Annotated in this window: 18 protein-coding genes; 4 read left to right on the top strand and 14 right to left on the bottom strand. The window is 45.4% G+C overall.

Translation table 11 applies throughout. The features are described 5' to 3' along the window. Nucleotides 1–64 precede the first annotated feature (64 nt). Together Q0C29_RS06315 and Q0C29_RS06310 are read right to left on the bottom strand one after the other, a co-directional pair. Entirely contained in the window at nucleotides 65–1,906 is a 1,842-nt protein-coding gene (locus tag Q0C29_RS06315) for a threonine--tRNA ligase (protein ID WP_291999812.1), read from the bottom strand. Nucleotides 1,907–2,310: 404 nt separating this feature from the next. Next, nucleotides 2,311–3,615 (bottom strand): hypothetical protein, encoded by a 1,305-nt coding sequence (locus Q0C29_RS06310; protein WP_291999811.1) that lies wholly within the window; start codon nucleotides 3,613–3,615, stop codon nucleotides 2,311–2,313. A 127-nt stretch (nucleotides 3,616–3,742) separates the two neighbouring features. On the opposite strand from Q0C29_RS06310, the gene Q0C29_RS06305 reads away from it, so the two are divergent. Further along, entirely contained in the window at nucleotides 3,743–4,696 is a 954-nt protein-coding gene (locus Q0C29_RS06305; RefSeq protein ID WP_291999810.1) for an aldo/keto reductase, read from the top strand. Between the two features lie 14 nt (nucleotides 4,697–4,710). Here the strand turns inward: Q0C29_RS06305 and Q0C29_RS06300 are convergent, their stop codons facing one another. Further along, entirely contained in the window at nucleotides 4,711–4,986 is a 276-nt protein-coding gene (locus tag Q0C29_RS06300; protein WP_291999809.1) for a hypothetical protein, read from the bottom strand. Nucleotides 4,987–5,151: 165 nt separating this feature from the next. On the opposite strand from Q0C29_RS06300, the gene Q0C29_RS06295 reads away from it, so the two are divergent. Then, nucleotides 5,152–5,517 carry a hypothetical protein gene (locus Q0C29_RS06295; RefSeq protein WP_291999808.1) on the top strand — a complete coding sequence of 122 codons (366 nt, stop codon included), beginning with the start codon at nucleotides 5,152–5,154 and terminating at the stop codon, nucleotides 5,515–5,517. Between the two features lies 1 nt (nucleotide 5,518). On the opposite strand, the gene Q0C29_RS06290 is transcribed toward Q0C29_RS06295, so the two are convergent. After that, a complete protein-coding gene (locus tag Q0C29_RS06290) occupies nucleotides 5,519–6,553 on the bottom strand; it encodes an FAD-binding oxidoreductase (protein WP_291999807.1) in 1,035 nt (344 codons plus the stop codon). A gap of 82 nt (nucleotides 6,554–6,635) precedes the next feature. Here Q0C29_RS06290 and Q0C29_RS06285 point away from each other — a divergent pair, with 82 nt between their 5' ends. Continuing rightward, complete coding sequence (locus Q0C29_RS06285) at nucleotides 6,636–7,478, top strand: serine protein kinase RIO (RefSeq protein WP_291999806.1); 843 nt, start codon at nucleotides 6,636–6,638, stop codon at nucleotides 7,476–7,478. A 253-nt stretch (nucleotides 7,479–7,731) separates the two neighbouring features. Continuing rightward, nucleotides 7,732–10,407, top strand: coding sequence for a pyruvate, phosphate dikinase (ppdK, locus tag Q0C29_RS06280; protein ID WP_291999805.1), 2,676 nt, complete (start codon nucleotides 7,732–7,734; stop codon nucleotides 10,405–10,407). 29 nt (nucleotides 10,408–10,436) lie between these two features. On the opposite strand, the gene Q0C29_RS06275 is transcribed toward ppdK, so the two are convergent. From Q0C29_RS06275 to Q0C29_RS06230, 10 genes are all read right to left on the bottom strand, one after another. Further along, nucleotides 10,437–11,330, bottom strand: a complete 894-nt coding sequence (locus Q0C29_RS06275) for a polyprenyl synthetase family protein (protein ID WP_291999804.1) — start codon at nucleotides 11,328–11,330, stop codon at nucleotides 10,437–10,439. A gap of 72 nt (nucleotides 11,331–11,402) precedes the next feature. After that, the gene (locus Q0C29_RS06270; protein WP_291999803.1) at nucleotides 11,403–12,242 is read right to left on the bottom strand and encodes a carbon-nitrogen hydrolase family protein; all 840 of its coding nucleotides are present in this window, start codon (nucleotides 12,240–12,242) and stop codon (nucleotides 11,403–11,405) included. A gap of 45 nt (nucleotides 12,243–12,287) precedes the next feature. Beyond that, nucleotides 12,288–12,782 carry a 30S ribosomal protein S13 gene (locus tag Q0C29_RS06265; protein ID WP_291999802.1) on the bottom strand — a complete coding sequence of 165 codons (495 nt, stop codon included), beginning with the start codon at nucleotides 12,780–12,782 and terminating at the stop codon, nucleotides 12,288–12,290. A 39-nt stretch (nucleotides 12,783–12,821) separates the two neighbouring features. Next, nucleotides 12,822–13,304 (bottom strand): signal peptidase I, encoded by a 483-nt coding sequence (locus Q0C29_RS06260; RefSeq protein WP_291999801.1) that lies wholly within the window; start codon nucleotides 13,302–13,304, stop codon nucleotides 12,822–12,824. Between the two features lie 24 nt (nucleotides 13,305–13,328). Beyond that, nucleotides 13,329–14,471, bottom strand: coding sequence for an MFS transporter (locus tag Q0C29_RS06255; protein WP_291999800.1), 1,143 nt, complete (start codon nucleotides 14,469–14,471; stop codon nucleotides 13,329–13,331). A 36-nt stretch (nucleotides 14,472–14,507) separates the two neighbouring features. Further along, nucleotides 14,508–15,545 (bottom strand): ABC transporter ATP-binding protein, encoded by a 1,038-nt coding sequence (locus tag Q0C29_RS06250; protein ID WP_291999799.1) that lies wholly within the window; start codon nucleotides 15,543–15,545, stop codon nucleotides 14,508–14,510. After that, a complete protein-coding gene (locus Q0C29_RS06245) occupies nucleotides 15,546–16,463 on the bottom strand; it encodes an ABC transporter permease (RefSeq protein WP_291999798.1) in 918 nt (305 codons plus the stop codon). A 54-nt stretch (nucleotides 16,464–16,517) separates the two neighbouring features. After that, the gene (locus Q0C29_RS06240; protein WP_291999797.1) at nucleotides 16,518–17,705 is read right to left on the bottom strand and encodes a substrate-binding domain-containing protein; all 1,188 of its coding nucleotides are present in this window, start codon (nucleotides 17,703–17,705) and stop codon (nucleotides 16,518–16,520) included. A gap of 38 nt (nucleotides 17,706–17,743) precedes the next feature. Further along, nucleotides 17,744–18,790 (bottom strand): V-type ATPase subunit, encoded by a 1,047-nt coding sequence (locus Q0C29_RS06235; protein ID WP_291999796.1) that lies wholly within the window; start codon nucleotides 18,788–18,790, stop codon nucleotides 17,744–17,746. Nucleotides 18,791–18,869: 79 nt separating this feature from the next. Continuing rightward, nucleotides 18,870–19,433 carry an exosome complex RNA-binding protein Csl4 gene (locus Q0C29_RS06230; protein ID WP_291999795.1) on the bottom strand — a complete coding sequence of 188 codons (564 nt, stop codon included), beginning with the start codon at nucleotides 19,431–19,433 and terminating at the stop codon, nucleotides 18,870–18,872. Nucleotides 19,434–19,561: the final 128 nt, after the last annotated feature.

The following is a 19,561-nucleotide window of genomic DNA, read 5'->3' as shown; positions in this document are numbered from 1 at the left end:
AGAGGGAAAGCATAAAACACAAAATACAAACAACAGGAATATACATAGAATAGGCGCGTTGAGTTTAAGGTAAGGGTGGCCTAATGCTAAGCAGCATTGGCGCCGTTAAGGGTTTCCTTGGGTAACCCTTGGTCTCCGAGTCCAGCCTACTTAATAATTCCTCAATCCTCATCCCTACTTGACCCACACCCCTAATCCTCACGCTTAATACACCTGTCTTAGCCTCACGTTCACCAAAGACCACGATGTAAGGTACCCAGAGTGTTTCAGCGTCCCTAATCTTCCTGCCCACCGTCTCATCCCTATCATCAACCTCAACCCTGAAGCCAGCCTCCTCAATCCTCCTAGCCAACTCAACCGCAGCCTCATTATAACCACTGGATACTGGTATAACCCTAACTTGAACTGGGGCTATCCAGGTTGGTAGGCTGGGTACCTTGCCGTTAGCCTCATTAATAGCCGCGGTGTCCAGTAGGGCGAAAACATACCTCTCAATGCTCCCTAACACTGCAGTGTGTATTATTACCGGGTACTTGATGTTATTGCCCTCATCCCTGTACTTAATGCCGAACCTCTGGGCGTTACCAATGTCGAATTGGAAGGTGGCTATTTCCCTAGGTCTCTTGAGTTCATCAATTATGTGGTATTCAACGTTAAGCACCCAGTAGTACCTAGCCCCCTCAAGAACCCTAACCAGTATTGGCTTACCCTCCCTCTTAGCTAACTCCACTAAGTAATCCTTATTCTGGTCGAAGAATTCCTTACTAACATTATAGAGGCTAACGTAATCCCTCCCAATCTTCCTAATCTCCTCAAATATCTTGGCGTGGAGCCTTAACCCAACTTCCATAGCCTCCTTAAGGTCCTTAACGAATATGTGTAGGTCAGGCATGTAGAAGCGCCTAAGCCTAAAACACAGCACAGTCTCACCAGGCTGCTCATACCTGTAACTGTCCGCAACCTCAAGCATACCTAAGGGTAAGTTCCTGTAGCTTAACACCCAGTCCTTAATCATTGCGAACTGTTGGAAGCAGGCGGCGTACCTCATGACTAACTCCTCATCGGACTCAGTGATGTACATCCTCTCCCCAAATAACCCAGCGTGTTCACTAATAGCCTTATCTGAAAGCCTAAACATGTTTGTTCCCTTAACCTTAAAGACAGGTATACCCAGTGACTTAGCTACCTGGTATGAGTAATCATCAAGGAGCTCAATCATCACGGTGGCGTATGGCCCATACCTCATGTGGCCAACATCCGATAACGACTCCCACTCGAAACCAAACTTAACGCAGTAGTCAATGTACCTAGGCTGCTCCTTACCCTCAAGCTCCTTCTTAAAAACCTCCTTATCAACAAGAACCTTCAAGTCAGCATCCCTCTCACTGAAGCTGTAGCCGGCTGGGTCATAAGTTGAGCCATCTGGTGAAACAATCACGTAGTAATCCCTAGTGTACGGCTTCCTTTGGGGGGCAGGCTCCTGGGGTGTTATGGTTCTGCTCAACTCTGAGAGTGGATGACCAAGGCAGCTTATTGTGAATGCCTTATACCAGCCGAAGGGTGCCTTATGAACCGGTATATTGGCCTTAACCTTAAGCGTCTCATAGAGGGCGTTAAGAATGGCTATTGCCCTAGGTGGTGGAGCTAGGTTTGGGCTTAAGTGAGCGTAAGGGTAGAGGAAAACTGATGATGCCTTAACCTTACCGGCAACGTCAAGCACATCATTAGCCACCCTCTCCAGGAAGCTTGGCGAATCATTATCATTCTCCTCAACAGTAGTGAAAACAACAAGAGTATTCTCAGCACTCCCCTTCTTCAACTCTTCACTCAATGGTTCAGGGTTCTCAACAGCCTTATCCCTAACCTCAAATGAAAAGGACCCTGCATGTATCAAGAGCAGTCTCATAACAAACCCCCTGTGGATTACTTTTTAAATTAAATGCGCATCACGTAGCAATGAATCATGCGTACTTAACAGTAACTTAAGCATAATAGTAGCTAACAGCTGTTGATTCAATAGGTTAAGGCTTAGCTTAAGGAAAGCGGGCCCTGGTAAGTTAATGGTTAAACTTAATTCAACACCCTCATTAGCCTACTCCCTTAAGAAACCTTACCACTAGTATTACCCAAGCAGGGTAAGTAACTAGGCAGAACCGGTAAGTAAAGCGTGAAGTATACCTAACAGGGCTGGGTTAAGCCACCACACCCTCATGTTACGCTAAGAATACTTGCCGGGGAGTTAAAAGGCATGGATGAGGCACGTAACTTAACTTAGCCTAAAATTCACCTTAATTAAACTAAGTGGCTACATTAGAGGTTAATTATGATTCTAAGTAGCCTAAATAACCATGCATTAAGTAGGGGCTTAGGTATCATGACGCCATTAGGCTTATTAGGTGGTGACGCATCCAGTGCACCACCTATTACCAATGGCTTATTAACATTAACTGGATCATAAATGGGGACTAGGCAACTGGTGTAGTTAACGCCTTCGGATATTACACTGTTAAGTGGGGTAATGGTTAAGGTCGTTGAGTTGTAGAAGTCATAGCTAATCAGGAACCCACCCAGCAGTAATGAGTCATTGATTGTAATTAGGCTTGAGGCGTGTGAAAGCTCATTGAATAGTAAATATGGTGTGAAGCTACCGTAGGCTGGATTCTCGAATTGAAACACCACACTTAATTCGTAATAAATGGGGAGACAACTTGGGTTAGCTAAGGTGCCATTATTAAGCATTATTATGGGGGTGTAGTAGGCTAATGGGCCTAGTGGCGCTAATCTCACTATGTTAAATATGTAGTAGCCGTAGTCAGTCTCATTACCCAATGCATAATTAACGCTGGCTAATGATGAGTTAATAACCGTGGAGTTATAGTACTGCCTCAATGCTACCGTGAAATACCTTAAGTATGATGGGAAGGTGCCTTGATTATTAATGGTGGTGGGTAAGGGCATTAACTTACCTACGTAATTACCAAACCACGTGTAAAACACCACAATACCAGGTAAGGGGACAACATACCACAGCGTCCCATTGTAGAGGTAATGATGCCACAGGCTATACTTATAACCGCTAGGTTCCGTTAGGTAGCCACCAATGGTAGATAAGTTACCTAAAACATCACTCAGCATCTCGTAGCCTGTTTTAAAGGCGAAGACCGTTAAGTTAAGGCCATTGATGGATGCCGTGATTAATATGAACCACCTGGCCCTTAGGCTTAAGGGAGATTGAAGCGTGTTGAATGTTGAGGCCAGGTAAGTTACATTAATAATCCATCTTACGCCACCAGTACTATTACTTAAGGCGGCGTTGCTTAGAGCTATGGGGTATGGTGTAGGTGTGGCGTTGACTATTGTTAAGGTTAAAGTTAAGCCACTGGCCCCAATCCATGGTGCTGTAGCATTCTCTTCACTGGTTAGTTCACTGTAGGTTAATGGATGACCAGCCTTAATGGACTCAATGTAGCCCCATGGTGGCTCTGAATGGGATAGGTTCATGCTTATTACGTAAATCTTAGTGACAGTAACGTAAACTGGAGGGGAAGGAACGTAAGTAGCTAAGCTCACTAGTGAAATCGATAAGAGCATAAGGAGCAGTGCCACCATTCTCATAAACTACCTTATCCTAGAGACTTTAATATAAACTTTATTCAGGGTTGAATTTAAGCGTAATTTAGGGGTTAACCAATACTGCACTCTCAAGTAAGTATTATAACTGGTTAAGTTAATTACGTGAATAATGAGGCTTAGGCCTCTTGGGGTTACTGGTTTAAGGATTTCTGAGGTTGGGTTGGGTGCATGGTTCATTGGCGGCATGTACGGTGACGTTACTTTGGATGAAGCTAAGGCAATAATTAAGAAGGCCCTGGATCTTGGGGTAAACGTCTTTGATACTGCCGACGTGTATGGTAATGGATTAAGTGAGAAGCTTCTGGGTGAAGTGCTGAGGGGTCATGATGACGTCTACGTCTTCACTAAGGTGGGTTACAACATATATGAGGCATCAGGGGGTAAGTTAACTCAATCATTTGACCCGAGTTACATTAAGTATGCTGCACTTAAGTCAATTGAAAGACTGGGTAGGAGAGTGAACTTGCTTCAAATACATAATCCACCCCTTGAGGTTGTGAGAAGCAGGGAACTTTACGACACCCTCATGGGGCTGGTTAAGGATGGTTACATTGAGCATGTTGGTGTTGCCCTTGGTCCAGAAATCAATGTTCTTAATGAGGGTTTAGCAGCCATGGAAACAGGCTATGAGGCATTAATGTTCGTGTTTAACGTCCTTGAACAGGAGCCTGCTAGGACACTGATAAGGCTTGGTAATGGTAAGGTTGGGTTAATAACCAGGGTGCCGCATGCCTCAAACATACTAACCAGTAACTTCACGCTTAACTTTCAACCTGGGGATCATAGAAGGTTGAGGAACCGTGAATGGTTAATTAAGGCTAAGTCAATCGTGGATGAGTACATTAAGCCGATTAGCGATGAATTAGGGTTAACGCTAGGTCAATTAGCCTTAAAGTACGTTTTATCTTACCCAATATCCACAGTAATGGTTACGGTTACGTCTGTTAAGGAGCTTGAGGAGTACATTGATGCGGCAGATGGCGACTACCTAAGCCCAGGGGTTGTAAGTGAACTGGAGAAGCTTTACGATGAGGTAATTAAGGTTGAGTTAAGTTATGTTTAAGGCCTAAGGATTACTCATATCTTACCCTCAACGTAATCCCTACCCTTACCCAGTGCGTTAAGTACCCTAGCAACCATAACCTCATCAGCCCATTCCATTAGGTAGATGCTCCATTTATCTAGGGATAAATTATCATTAGCGCCCAAGTAACTATGCCACCATGATACGCTTTCACTGAGCAGGTTCCTAATGAACTCCTTATTGTACTGGTTGGTTTCAACATCATCACTGACCTTGAATACTATGACTATGTACTTCTTACCAGTGGTACCCCGCCTACTCAACCCCATAGTGGTTAGTTGCCTGGATTACGTTTAAAAAACATACTAAGTTGATTAAAGGGATAGGAGGATAATAGGGTCTAAAAGCCACTATGCATGATTAGGCGTAGGTGCGGCGAATGCATTTTAAGCAATGGCCATCGATTTTATTACTAAACCCAATGCAGCGCACCCATGGATTACATAGCCCTACTTCCAGCCGCTGGATCATTACTAATGGCTTACTACACGTACGCGAACTCAAGGAGGGTTAACGCATGCCTGCCTGGAGTCTTTAATTGCGAATTATTCAGCTTCCTAGTGCCTAGGCGAGTTAGGCTGTTAATGGCCGTGGGGGCTATGGTTACCTTAGCGTTAATGGCAGCCTTAGTTCTACTTAACCTATACCTATACGTAATGGTCCTCTCAGTAATTGGGTTAGTAATCGGTGCCTATGGATTATACCTACAGGTTCGCAAGGGTGCCTACTGCCTCTACTGCTTAACAACGGACGCCATATTAGTAATAATGTTCATCCTCTCCATTCTTAAGTTAACTTAAGTCACTGCCCCTTAACTTGAGTTGCAATTAACCAATTATGCCTCTCAACACTGCATGCGTCCCAATCCCCATGGTTAAGGTACTTCTCAATCCTGTAATCATCCATGGGTGCATTACCCTTAATTATTAATTCAGCCAACCTCCTCGCTAAGGCTGGGCCACTCATTGAACCGTAACCATCTAAGCCACCTATCACGTATAAATTATCCTTAACCATACCGTAGACTGGGCCACCGCTTGGTGAAACCTCACATGTACCTGACCTGGTGAATATTGGTAATGCCCAACCGAACCTAATTGAGATTAACCTAGCTATACGCCGACCGTAACCAGGGGGTACTCCCTCATTGGGTTTACCACACCCATCACCGGCTATGAATAGGCCTGGTATGAATGGCCTACTGTACCAGCCTAACACATCGTCACCAATGCTTAGGTTCATTACCTTAATTGGCCCAGTCATAACTGAGGCATAGCATTGGTAACTCTTCAGGGGTAGTTTAACGCCCACTTGCATGGCTAATTCAGTATTTCCAGGTCCAGCGGCCAGTACTATTGAGTCCCCTATGTATCTCTTACCATTAGCCACCACTGTTAATGATCCATTGATTAGCTTTAGGGATGCCTTAGCCTTAACCGCATTCATCCTTCTCCTTAACTCACTCACTATGTGCCTAATGGGTATCATGTAGTCCGTTGTCACAACAATGAACTCATCCCTACTTAACCTAACCCAATTAGCCTCCTCAATAATCCTGTAATCAACACCAGCGGTCTTAAGGGGATTTAGGTTAATCCATTTGGGCATAATGTCTATTGAGGTGACTGGCTTAGGTTCAGTGAATTGCCTATACACAGTGAGGCTTTCCTTGGCTAATAGAATATCATCAACATAGGGCATTGATTGAGTTAAGACAAGTGAAGCCAAGGGGTACTTAGGCTTCTCACCAATAACCACTACGTCAGCGCCCATGGACTTCAGGAAGTAGGCCGTGAATGAGGCCGCTATGCCGCCGCCTACTACTATTACTTTCATCGCATGGTTCCTGGACTTAACCCTAATAAGCTTTAATTCCAAGGTAGGGAATGCTTATTAATATGGTTGAATCTTAATAACTGTGCCTGATGAGGCTAAGATTGAGAGGGATAGGATTGAGAGGAGGAGGTTTAAGATAAAGGACATTGATCAGCTTAAGCTCGTTGATGATGTTTTTAACGAGTACACCCTGAAGGCCCTCTATGAATTAATGAATAGGAGGATTATTCTTGAGGTTTACGGACCCATTGCCCAGGGTAAGGAGGCTAAGGTAATATGGGGTAAGGATTACGAGGGTAAGGACCTGGCGCTTAAAGTCTACTACACGTTGGCTAATAGGTTCATTAACAGGAACCCCTACATTATGGGTGATAGGAGGTTTAGTGGGAAACCCAGTAATCCGTTTAAGTTAGCAAGCATGTGGTGTAGGAAGGAGTTCAGGAACATGAAGAGGGCCTATGAAGCTAAGGTACTTGTTCCCACGCCAATAGCCTTCTACAATAATATACTCGTAATGGAATTCATAGGTGAGGATGGTGCACCAGCACCATTACTGAAGGATGTACCTCCAAGTGACGTGCAGTCCGCCTACATTGACGTAATCCTAAACGTGGAGAAGGCTCTTATTATTGGTAAGTTAATTCACGCTGACTTAAGTGAGTACAATATTTTGAACTGGAACGGTAAATTATACATAATTGACTGGGGTTCAGCAGTGGATTCATCCCACCCAAACTCCACCGATCTCCTATACAGGGATATTAGGAACATAAACAGGTTCTTCAGTAAACTGGGCGCATCAACGGTGGATGAGGGGAAGCTCACTGAGGCTTTAATTGAGAGGAGTAGGGGAAGCTACATTATAGATAACAATAGGGTTATTATTAATGGTAAGGACCTGTTAAGCTACTTGAACCTGAGTTAAGGCTAATACTCATGGTTCGGTAAGGACTAGCGCTTGGGTTAATGGGGACTTGGTAAGTTTAGCCTAAATCTAAGGTTATCCGTCAATAATCCACTCAGTATTTCACTTTAAGAAATACAATATGTAGTAGGTTTAAGTAAATTCACAGTATTGTAATAAATATACTATAATTACTTATGATAAGTACAAATTTTTAGGATATGTTTCTCTTTAAAGGAGTAATGTTTAAAAGGATTAAGTTAAGTGAGGCGTAATGGCTAGGAAGTACGTATTAACGTTTGAGGAGGCAAACCCTGATGATGTTAAGCTCCTTGGAGGTAAGGCAACAAGCCTCGTATTAATGACTAGACTAGGCCTACCAGTACCACCAGGCTTCACCATAACAACCGTGGCTTGTAAGGAGTACTACAAGAATGGGGAGAAGTTACCTGAGGGATTAATGGATGAGGTTATTGAGGGTGTAAGGTACCTTGAAGCCAAGACCGGTAGGAAATTCGGGGGAGACGGTACACCACTGCTGGTTAGTGTTAGGTCTGGTGCGGCAGTATCCATGCCCGGCATGATGGACACCGTGCTTAACGTAGGCCTCAACGATAAGACCCTTCAAGGCTTCATAAAGTTCATAGGCAGTGAACACGCGGCCTACGACGCCTACAGGAGGTTCCTGGCAATGTTCGGTAGAATAGTCTTAGGCATTCCTGAGGAGGAGTTCAATAAGCCGCTTGATGAGGTGAAGAAGAAGTACGGTGTTAAAGAGGACCCTGAAATACCCCTACAGGGCCTTAAGGAGTTGGTTGAATTATATAAGCAGGTCTACATAAGGAGGGTGGGTAAGGTTATTGATGACCCATGGGAGCAGTTGAGATTATCCATAGATGCAGTGTTTAAGTCCTGGAATTCACCTAGGGCTAAGTTCTACAGGGAGGCTAATAAGATAACCCCCGACATAGCTGACTGCACTGCGGCATCAGTGGTCACAATGGTGTTCGGTAACGCTGACTGGAGGTCAGCAACCGGTGTTGTGTTTTCAAGGAATCCAGCAACCGGTGAGGATGAGCTGTACGGTGAGTACTTACCGTACGCCCAGGGTGAGGACGTTGTTGCCGGTATTAGGACTCCTAAGCCTATTTCTGAGCTTAAGAAGGAGATGCCTGAGGTTTACGATCAATTATACAAGGGCGTTAAGCTAATTGAGAGGACTAAGAAGGCTGTTCAGGACGTTGAGTTCACTATTGAGAAGGGTAAGCTGTGGTTCCTTCAGACTAGGAACGCTAAGATGAATCCACTGGCCATGATTAAGGTTGCGGTCGACATGGTTAAGCAGAATTGGATGACTAAGGAGGAGGCGGTAATGATGATTAAGCCACAGCACATACTGCAGGTTCTCTACCCAAGGATTGATGAAGCCAAGGCACCTAAACCCATTGCTAAGGGTATTGCAGCATCACCTGGGGCGGTCAGCGGCCAGGCGGTTTTCGACCCAGACTCCGCCGTTGAGTGGGCTAAGGCTGGTAAGAGGGTTATACTGGTTAGGGAGGAGACTAAGCCTGATGACGTCCACGGATTCTACGCCTCAGTGGGCATATTAACCAGTAGGGGTGGTGCAACAAGCCATGCTGCGGTTGTGGCTAGGGCAATAGGTAGACCAGCGGTAGTGGGTGCTGAGGGGCTTAAGATCGACTACACCACTAGGACTGCTAAGGCCGGTGACGTAGTGATTAAGGAGGGGGACTGGTTAACCATAGATGGCTTCACGGGTAACGTATACGTTGGTCAAGTCCCAACCATTGAACCAAAGCTACCGCCTGAATTCTACGAGTTACTTAACATGGCTGATTCAGTATCAGTGTTCGGTGTTAAGGCTAACGCAGACACGCCTGAGGACGCTACAATAGCTAGGAGGTTTGGGGCTAAGGGAATAGGCTTACTTAGGACTGAGAGGATGTTTAGAGCCCCCGGTAGGCTTGAATTATTTAGAAGCGTAATACTGTCCACAAACGCCAATGAGAGGAGGGACGCCCTCAACAAGTTGGCTGAGTTAATGAGGAGGGACTTTGAGGAGATATTTGAAATAATGGAGGGTTACCCGGTGACGGTGAGGCTCTTTGATCCACCACTCCATGAGTTCCTACCCAACGTTGAGGAATTGGTTGCCGAGGTAACTAAGGCAAGGACGCTTGGTAGGCCTGACCCAGAGAAGGAAGCGTTGTTAGCTAGGGTTAGGGCTTTAATGGAGGCTAACCCAATGATGGGTCATAGGGGTGTTAGATTAGGCATAACGTTCCCAGACATATACATGGCGCAGGTTAAGGCGATTCTTGAGGCTGCCCTTGAACTCAAGAAGAGGGGTAAGAGTATACAGGTACAGATAATGATCCCACAGGTCTCTGAGTATAAGGAGCTTGAGTACGTGATAAATAATGTTGTTAAGCCAACCGCTGAGGAGGTGTTTAAGAATTACGGTGAACGCATTGACTTTAAGATAGGTACAATGATGGAGACCGTTAGGGCCAGTTTAACAGCCGATAAGATAGCGAAGATTGTTGACTTCATGAGCTTCGGCACTAATGACTTAACCCAAGCAGTGTTCAGCTTCAGTAGGGATGACGTGGAGAACAAGTTCATGAGCCAGTACCTGAACCTAGGCATACTGCCCTATGACCCATTCGTAACCATTGACCGTGATGGCGTGGCTAAGTTAATGAAGATAGCCGTTGACTTAGCTAGAAGCGTTAAGCCAGACATAGAGATAGGCATATGTGGTGAGCATGGTGGTGACGCGGATTCAATAAGGATACTTGCTGAGGTTGTTGGCAGGGGATTAGACTACTTCAGCGCATCACCATACAGGGTTCCAGTGGCTAGGCTTGTGTCTGCCCAGGAGTCACTTAAGATACTTGGTAAGGCACCTAAGGTTGCCGAGTACTAATTTACTTAAGGAATAGTTATTTCTTAAACCTACTTCTTACTACCCTCAATAAGCTTAGTTAAGGGGTCCTGTAGGAAATCAATGATGCTTATGAAGACCTCACCACCCCTTATTAATGCTGCTGTTGTCCTCGCCTCACTCATGTAGTTCATGAATAATCTGTAGGCCTCCTTAAGTGGGTCACTGAAGCCCTCTGCCTTCAATGCGTCAATCACATTAACGTCAACACTCCTTAGACCCCTTGGGTTATCCTTGTCAAGGTTCAAGTAATCTATCATATCATCCCTTATCTGGTAAGCGGCGCCAAGCTTCTCCCCAAGGGATCTAAGTAGGTTAATTGTATTGCTGTCGGCCTCAGCAACGTAGCCGCCTAACACTATTGAGGCTGATATTAGGGAGGCTGTCTTATTCTCAATAATCCTCATGTAAATATTCATATCCACTTTACCACTGAGCTTATACTCAAGCTCATAGGATTGCCCTATGGCCAGTCTCAGGGCAGCGTTAGTTAACTCCATGGTTATCCTCCTAGTCTTAGACTTCAGTGAATACTCAATGGCCTTAGCTATCAGTAGGTCGCTGGCTAATATAGTGTACTCCGTCCCATACTTCTTGAATGGGGTTTCAAAACCCCTCCTCATTAAGTGCCCATCAATTATGTCATCCTGAAGTAAAGTGGCAACGTGAACCAACTCCACTGCTACAGCTGGGTTAATTGCATCCATTAGTTTACCACCAAGTATGCGTGTTGTTATTAGGGTTAAGAGGGGCCTAATCATTTTACCCTTATTGTGGATATAATGCATTGCTGATTCTCTTAAGTTGGGAGGCATGTTAATCCCATTGAGTAGGTTACTAAGCTCATTAATGATGAGGCTCAACGCATCGTTTATCTCCTTAGGCAGCTCAAAAATGAAAGCCATAGTGAACTTCACTAATGCTGTGGGTAACCATTTTTATAGTTTTTCCACGCATCATTTTAACTAATTTAACCACTAATATACCCTGAAGCCTGATTTATAATTCCTAAGCAGGTACCTAACGTCATCCCAAGCGTAGTCCTTCAGTATTGGCCTTATTGACCTGTAGTTATCCACAAGGCTTGGGTCAATCTCAGCAACCACAGTGTCCTCCTCATAGTACTTCGCCTTAGCCACAACCTCCCCCAGTGGATCCACTATGAAACTTCCCCCAAAGAAGCCTAAGCCATCATACTGCCCAATAGTGTTTACGTATACTACGAAGGAAACGTTCTCCATTGCCCTAGCCCTAATGAATGTTTCAAAGTGGGGTCTAGACATATCTGGGGCGGCGCTTATGTATAATTGAACCTTAGCGCCCTTAAGCATTAGTGACCGGGAGACTTCAGGGTAGAAGGCGTCGTAGCATATTGCTAACCCAGCCTTAGTGCCGTTTATTGGGAAGACGGGGGCATCACCCCTACCTATCCCGAAGTACCTTGACTCATCGAAGACTCCGTAACTGGGTAGGTGCCTCTTCCTATAGAACGCTACTAAGCCATTCTCCCCAACGGCTACTGCAGAATTGTAAACAACCCCAGTGTCCTTATCCCTCTCAGCAATCCCAGTCACTATTGTGCATTTACCCTCCCTAGCTATCTCCGTTAATTCACTGATTGAATTCCCATCAAGTGGCTCAGCTATCTGGAGGAGGAGGTCCTTCGACATGTAGCCTGATACGTATAGTTCAGGGGTGATTAACACGTCGTTACCGTCACCTCTACAGTTCCTCTTCGCGTACTCCCTTAGCCTACTTATGTTGTACTCAGGATCACCTAACTTACTGGCGTACTGAATTAGGTGTATCCTCAGCATTGGAAGCCTAATGAGGGGAAGTTAATAAGCATTATTCAGAGTTGATTAACCCTGGCCGCCGCCCTCCCCTCCACCGCCAGCACCAGTGGGTGTTCTCCTACGTTGAACACCAGCCACTGGGCCAAGCCTACCCGTAGTCCTAGTCCTCTGGCCCCTAACCTTTAGGCCTAGGTTATGCCTAATTCCCCTCCAGGACAGTATACGCTTCTCCTTCTCTATGTCATTCCTGGCAGTTAGTATTAAGTCAGCGCCTATTAGGTGAATGTTCCTGCCTGTTTCAGGGTCCTTCGGCCTATTAACAAACCAGGCTGGGGCTGCTTGGTGAAGGTTCCTAACTGTCCAATCTATCTTCCTAATCATTTCCTCATTCAATTCCCCTAACTTAACCAGTGGATTAATGCCGAGGTTCCTACATATCGCCACGGCTGTTGATACACCAATACCCTTAATCCTAGCTAGAGCATACGCAACAGCCTTAGAGCCATCTAGGTCAGTGTCCCCAATACGCACAATCTGCCTACCTTGGCCAGCCTCAGACATCAGGAACCAGGCTAACCTCCCTTTATATGCATTTTCACTTCATTTAACCCTCTTCTCAGCCTCACTTAAGACAAGCCAAAGAACCAGCATAGTCACGATAGCTAACAGTAGCGTGGGCGGCTTCCTCAACACCAGGGTTATTAAACCCACGTACTGCATACTTAAGCACACTACCCCATACACTTGATTAATTGGTGTTTCCCATGGATCCGCCACCTGGTTTGCATCACCCTTAGTGACCACGTAGTAGGTGTTAGCTGACTGGTAAACGTCTATAACCCTATGTATTATGTACTCACCATAATGGTCATAAACAACCACGTGACCAAGGAGCGCAGTGGCGTTACTGGGTACTGGACACAGGACAACTAACGTACCGGACTCCAGCGTCGGCTCCATACTGAAGCCACCCACTGTGGCCCACGGTATCTTAACGATGCCGGCGATGCTTAACACGAGGTAAACCAGTATTACTGCTAATGCAACGTAACCAATTGCGTTCAGCACCTTACTAGTGTCCATACAGGACCCTGAGGTGGTGTATTATTAAGTGTTTTTCAAATAATAACCCCTGGGGTGAAGCTTAGTGAAGGCTATGAACACTATTATTGAGGCCACTGTTAGTGAAGTCTCAAGTATGAGCGATCCAGTTAGGTTAATGACCCTTATTAACTCAGCGAACATTACACTACCCATTAAGGCCGCGATGAATTTACCATTATAAAGTATGCCGAATAGGAACGTTGAATTAACTATACCGTATTCATCACCCACCAGGGACGCGAATAAGGTTATTAATGAACCCCCGAAAACCCCAGTGATTACTGTTGAGGCTATGTACGCGATGGGTGAGTGAATAAGCAGCGTAAGCATTGAGATTGTTAGCACTAGGCCCGTTATGATAATGGTCCTCCTTCTACTTAACTTATCGGAGATTGAACCCATTATTGGCCTACCAATCCCACTAAAGAGGGGTAGTAGCGATGCCGCTGCCGCCACGGTGACGTAGCCATAATCCCCACCAAGCACTGAGAGGCTGGATGAGAATAACTGAAGTGGAATACCCATAAGTGAGAATGAGGTGAAGGCAAGCCAGAAGCCTGGGGGTATTTTAGTAAGTTGCATGCCCTTAACCTGGCTTGTAGGATACTTTGCGGTTGCCATTAGGGGTATGACCACTGCCAGTATTAGGGCGCCTATCAGTATCATGGGGTACTTGTACTCACCCTTAATTATCAATAGTGATATTAGTGGGTTGAAGAACGTTGCCCCAAGTCCAAAGCCCATGTTTATTATACCGGTTGCTAACCCCCTAGTCCTACTAAACCACTTAACCCCCAGGTTTATTGATACCCCGTAGATTAAGCCAACGCCAATGCTCCCCATTGACCAAAGGATGTAGAATTGATTAATTCCATTAACCAGCGGTGACGCCATCATTCCTAAACCAGCCAATACACCCCCAGTCACGCCAACTAGCCTAGGCCCCCTCTTATCGGCAATGTAACCACCAAGCACTTGTGAAACAGTGGAGAATAGTACGAATAGGGAGTAGGCTACTTGAATCGCAGGTAAATCAACATTGAGGCTCCTCATTAATGGCGTTATGAGCAGATTCCAACTGTACTGGTAAGCAGATATGAGCATCATTGGTAGTAGTCCCTGAATCAGTATGAACCAGCTCTTCATCATTAATGCTCCTGCCTAATCCCTATTAAAGCAGTATCACTCAGCGGCTGGTATTAAGTGAACTAGGTTGGGTGGTATGGTTAAGTTCACTAACTCCCCCTTACCTGGCTTCGATTGGGTGATAGCCGTGAAGAGCACTCCATCTGCGTTAATAGTAACCCTGAAACCCATACTAGCCCTCTCAACCTCAACCACTGTACCCCTGATAACGTTACCATCATCCCCATTACCCTCCTTAAACCACTCCGGCCTAATGCAGGCGTAGACCCTACCCTCAACCTTCTCTGTTGAACGTAAGACGTGGCTACCAATGTGTACCATTGAGCCCTCAGGTGTCTTAACGGCTACTGCGGGTATTATATTACTGAAGCCCACGAACTGTGCAGTGAAGATGCTCCTAGGTCTCGTGAATATTACCTCAGGCTCATTCTCCTCAACTAACTGCCCATTATTAAGCACTAGTATTTTATCGGCTAGGGCGTAGGCTTCATTCCTATCATGAGTCACGTGCACCACCACGGTATTGTACTTGGTTGGTATACTCCTTAAGAGGGGTATTAGGCTTTCCCTGGTGCTGACGTCCATCATTGACATTGGTTCATCAAGCAGTAGGACCTTTGGCTTAATGACAAGAGCCCTAGCTAAGGCAACCTTCTGGCTCTCTCCACCGCTTAACCCATTAACCCTCCGGTTAAGTAGGTTAAGTATACCTAAGTCCTCAGCAATCCTACGCACCTCACTAGCCCTAATCCCCCTAGGCACCCCCCTGACCTTGAGACCATACTCAATGTTCTCGTAAACAGTCATGTGGTCGAAGAGGGCGTAACCCTGGGGAACATAGGCTATTCCCCTTAATTCAGGGGGCTTACCTGTAACGTCCTCTCCATTAATGATTACTGAACCTGAGGTGGGCCTATAGGCTCCCGCTATCACTTTAATTAACGTCGACTTACCGCTGCCTGTGGGCCCCATCACAACGTTGTATGTTCCGCCACTTACTGAGGTTGTTATTGGGCCTAGTTTAAAGGAACCAAGCCTTAATTCAACATTAATCAGTTTAAGGGTAGCCTCCACTTAACCACCCCTCCTAAGGCTTAAAACAACCCTATAGACTATGAATATTAGTAGCACAACCACGAGTAATGCAGCTGAGTACTTAACCGCGTCACTTAACCCAATTCCAACGTAACTCTCGTAAATGTAGACTGAGGCCGGGTAAACGTAATTACCGTTGAAGTACACGCTGTACGCTATTATGAATAATGCGCCAGCCTCAGACACTGAACGCGCCCATGATAGTAATGCGCCATTAGCCATAGCCCTCCACACCTTAGGTAACGTTATTGACGTGAAAACCCTACTTGGACTTGCACCAAGAGTCCTGGCAACTATCTCCATTTCGGGATTAACCATTACTATTGCTGCCTCAGTAACCCTAATGTAGTATGTTGATGATAGGAACGCAACAGCCGCAACAGCACCCCAAAGCGTATTTATGAATTTAATACCCACTATTGCTGATAAGGCGTATATTAACGCGTTAACCACTGGTGTGAGGAAGAAGTGTAGGATCCCATAGTGAAGTAGGTTTGAGTTAAAGACCCTTAAATGCAGTATGACTGCGTTGAGTGAATTAAATAGTACATTGTACTTTGATGCGAAGGCCAGAACTATCATTATCCCAACTATCACGTGAGGTATCATTATTGGTATGTCTATTATTGAGTCAAGCAACTGCTTAAAGTGGAACTCATACCTAGCCAGTAGGTAGGCTAGGGGGGTGCCCATTACTATTGCCACTAGGGCTGATAGCGTCGACATAATGACCGTGACCTCAATGGATTCTATGAAGCTGCCCATGGATAAGGCTGAGGTAAGCTGCGTTGACCCTAATGCTATAATTAATAGTAGTGGGTAAATTATCAGTATCACTAGTATGAGTAATGAAACCGCCAAAGCCACTTTAAGGGGAAGCCCACCTACGTAAACCATGTTAAAGACACCTAAAAGAGGGAGTTTAAAAAGGGTTTAAAGTAAATTTTAGGCTTAGGGGAATATTGGGGCATATTGTGGGTATTGACTGACAGGCGCTGTGAATGGCCTTAAGGGAGCTGGTACATTACTGTAATTGCCGTACACTATCCCTGGCACTATTGGTTGAATACCATTCTCCATAAGTATCTTCTGGCCTATTGGGCTGTAGAGTAGGGTTAGGAAGTATAATGCTGCCGTTGGGTTGGGGGCATTATTAGGTATTGTTATTGTGTAGACCACTGGATTACATATGAAAGTTTTAGTGACGCCGACCTCAGTCCAAGTTACGTTAACCTGGTGGTAATAGGGTACGTAGCTTAAGTTACCTAGATTAATCATGAAGGGTAAAGTTATGTAGGCTGTTCCCTTATACTCCTTGGTTTGCGGTATTGCATTACTCTTGTAGGCTGATAGTATGAATTGAATCTGCCCAGCATCCATTAGCGTGAATAAATCAACCTCAGTATTCCTCATGAAGTACTTGCTTGGGTTACCGTAAATTGCGTTGTATAGGTATGAGGCGTTGTTGAAGAATGTTAAACCAGCCAACTTAATCATGCACTGGGCCTGGTAACCAGATGGATCAGTGAATGGGTTTGAGACACCCACTACTGTGCTTGAGTTGAGCGCTATTATGGTGAATATTTCCCTCCAGGTGTTATTCCACTGGGCAGATAAGGGTGGGTAACTTTGCGCCTCCTGCCAAAGCCTATAAACCTCCTGTCCAGCTGTTGTGTTTAAGTCAACTATTATCACCATTTGCGTTACACCGAAGGCTATCTCGTAATCAGTGTAGTTATGCGTGAAGAGCACTGACGGTATGGTTGTTGTGTCTGCTGAAGCCATTATGCTGAGTTGATTGGTGCGAAGCTCATACTGAGCCACATCACCACTACCCTTGAAGTATGGTTGACCTATGTTCAAGTTAGGGTACATGCTCTTCATTATGTTTAGCAAATCAGTGAAGGCGAACTTTAATGTACCTGCGGCGCCAACTATGAATGGTTGAGTAGGCGATGGAGCGTACGTTACCGTAACGGTAACTGGTGAAGTAGTTGTAGTTGTAACTGTTGTTGTTGAGATCAACGTTGTTACACTGGTTACCTTACTTACATGGGTTGAGGCAACTCCGTAACCAGCAACCACACCCACTATTAAAGCAACCACAACAGCCGTGGCTAGTATGGAATTGGATGCCATGCGTTATCCATAAAATAATAACGCTTAAAAACTTTACTCTACGAAATCAGCAGTAGGTACATCCTTTCCCTAATGCCCCTTGGGGCATTACTCCACACGACGTTATATATTGATGACAGCACTTGAGCCTCAAGGTCCCTTAAGTGAACCATGGCTAACGCTGAGGCTGGGGAGAACTCGGTGCCCATGTTGAACACTGATGAGGCGAACCTCCTGTAGGCTGTGAAGTAAGACACGTGAAGGTACCTAACCACGTCGCTTAATTCATTGAACCCACTTGACAATATGCGTGATACTATTGGGTCACCGGCAAGGTACTCAAGTATCCTTGGCGCATCCTCCTGAAGCCTCTTCTCCAATTCAACCCCAATACCACTCGGTATCATTAAGGATCTACTCACTTGTACAGGTAGGTTCCAGAGCTTACTCCTTAAGGCAATGTTAATGTTGAAGAAGTCAACCATGAAGTCGGATACCTGCGGCATTGGCTCAACAGCCTTTAGGAGGGGCTCAAGCCAGGACCTATCCAGCATTGTTTCAAAGATAACCTCATCAAAGCCTGGATTGTTCCTAGCCATGTCTATCGCCTTAAGTAGATACTCATAAGACTGATGCCTCAAGGCGGCTAAACGACTGGCCAACTCATCCACATTACTTGCATTCAGTAAATCCACCACTATGAATCTCCGGCCCATTGCATCCTCGAAATACCACTTAATAATCTTCTCAGCCTTCTCACGGCTGAATTGGCCGGACAGCATTAACCTAACTATGGCCTTAATGTTATCTATCTCATACTTAAGTAAATAAATCCTCAAGGCATCCCTAATGCCGGTGGGCATTGTGGACACCATACTCCATAGTTCATTAACCACCAATCCCTGTATTAACTCGGAGGCTACTTCAGGTGGTGTATCCCTCGTTATCTTATCGGCAACCTCCCTGTAGGATGTTTGGGCAAGGAGGGATAGAAAATCATCAACACTGGTTGAGAACACCATGTTCCTTAATTGATCCATTGAAATCAACCTAGCCTTAACACCCCTCACCCTAGGTCCAATGTAGGGATTCCTTACAACCCACATCACCTACTCCACACCCTATTGATTATTAAGCATTAGTGCCTCAGTAACGATGCCCATTGAAGTAGGGCAATGGACTGGTTCATGATGGCGCCGCCTTCCTTCTAAAGACGAAGCCGCAGACTGGGCAGGTTATCTTACTGGTTGTTGATGAGGGCACTATGACTGCTCTACACTGGGGGCATTTGGTTTCAACAACCCCAAGTAATGGGCCTCTTAGACTTATGTGGTATGGGGGTTTACTTGATAAAACCCTCGCCTTAACTAAGTCCCCTAAACCCACGGCATCGTATATTGTGCCTAACCTCTCCTCCGAGGCGTAGGTTACGTAAAGTATCCCTGTCTCAGCCTGAATCCTCCTGACCCCATCCTGCTGTTGAACAGCGAAGATCCTAACCATGGCGACCTTATCGTTTGGGAAGTAGTAGACCTTACCGTACACTATCTGCCCAGGTCTAATTAGGCTTAGTTTAAGTGGCTTAACGTTAACCACATGGTTAAGCCTATCCCATTCAGCAATTCCAAGAACCATTGACTTAACGTAACCTGAATCAACGTAAGCATTATCACCGGGGAGATACTCCTCCTCAACACCCAACTCCTCACCAGGCGTGACTAAGGCTTTACTTATGGAAGTACCCTGCATCGTTCAGCTAAACTAAGCACTATTAATAACACTAACTCTAATGCCACATGCCATAGGTTTCAATATTGGTTACTTAGTGCATTAACCCTAGACTGCGTGGAAGCCTAGTTAAGGCTTACGGCAGTTAA

The organism is Caldivirga sp. (assembly GCF_023256255.1).
Taxonomy (GTDB): domain Archaea; phylum Thermoproteota; class Thermoprotei; order Thermoproteales; family Thermocladiaceae; genus Caldivirga.
Note: the sequence above shows the minus strand (reverse complement) of the source record. Positions and strands in the feature narration are given on the sequence as shown.

What these genes read in the sequence shown, in the direction of transcription:
- Q0C29_RS06315 (WP_291999812.1), bottom strand. Translation starts at nt 1,906, where the DNA reads ATGAGACTGCTCTTGATACATGCAGGGTCCTTTTCATTTGAGGTTAGG.
- Q0C29_RS06310 (WP_291999811.1), bottom strand. Translation starts at nt 3,615, where the DNA reads ATGAGAATGGTGGCACTGCTCCTTATGCTCTTATCGATTTCACTAGTG.
- Q0C29_RS06305 (WP_291999810.1), top strand. Translation starts at nt 3,743, where the DNA reads ATGAGGCTTAGGCCTCTTGGGGTTACTGGTTTAAGGATTTCTGAGGTT.
- Q0C29_RS06300 (WP_291999809.1), bottom strand. Translation starts at nt 4,986, where the DNA reads ATGGGGTTGAGTAGGCGGGGTACCACTGGTAAGAAGTACATAGTCATA.
- Q0C29_RS06295 (WP_291999808.1), top strand. Translation starts at nt 5,152, where the DNA reads ATGGATTACATAGCCCTACTTCCAGCCGCTGGATCATTACTAATGGCT.
- Q0C29_RS06290 (WP_291999807.1), bottom strand. Translation starts at nt 6,553, where the DNA reads ATGAAAGTAATAGTAGTAGGCGGCGGCATAGCGGCCTCATTCACGGCC.
- ppdK (WP_291999805.1), top strand. Translation starts at nt 7,732, where the DNA reads ATGGCTAGGAAGTACGTATTAACGTTTGAGGAGGCAAACCCTGATGAT.
- Q0C29_RS06275 (WP_291999804.1), bottom strand. Translation starts at nt 11,330, where the DNA reads ATGGCTTTCATTTTTGAGCTGCCTAAGGAGATAAACGATGCGTTGAGC.
- Q0C29_RS06270 (WP_291999803.1), bottom strand. Translation starts at nt 12,242, where the DNA reads ATGCTGAGGATACACCTAATTCAGTACGCCAGTAAGTTAGGTGATCCT.
- Q0C29_RS06265 (WP_291999802.1), bottom strand. Translation starts at nt 12,782, where the DNA reads ATGTCTGAGGCTGGCCAAGGTAGGCAGATTGTGCGTATTGGGGACACT.
- Q0C29_RS06260 (WP_291999801.1), bottom strand. Translation starts at nt 13,304, where the DNA reads ATGGACACTAGTAAGGTGCTGAACGCAATTGGTTACGTTGCATTAGCA.
- Q0C29_RS06255 (WP_291999800.1), bottom strand. Translation starts at nt 14,471, where the DNA reads ATGAAGAGCTGGTTCATACTGATTCAGGGACTACTACCAATGATGCTC.
- Q0C29_RS06245 (WP_291999798.1), bottom strand. Translation starts at nt 16,463, where the DNA reads ATGGTTTACGTAGGTGGGCTTCCCCTTAAAGTGGCTTTGGCGGTTTCA.
- Q0C29_RS06240 (WP_291999797.1), bottom strand. Translation starts at nt 17,705, where the DNA reads ATGGCATCCAATTCCATACTAGCCACGGCTGTTGTGGTTGCTTTAATA.
- Q0C29_RS06235 (WP_291999796.1), bottom strand. Translation starts at nt 18,790, where the DNA reads ATGTGGGTTGTAAGGAATCCCTACATTGGACCTAGGGTGAGGGGTGTT.
- Q0C29_RS06230 (WP_291999795.1), bottom strand. Translation starts at nt 19,433, where the DNA reads ATGCAGGGTACTTCCATAAGTAAAGCCTTAGTCACGCCTGGTGAGGAG.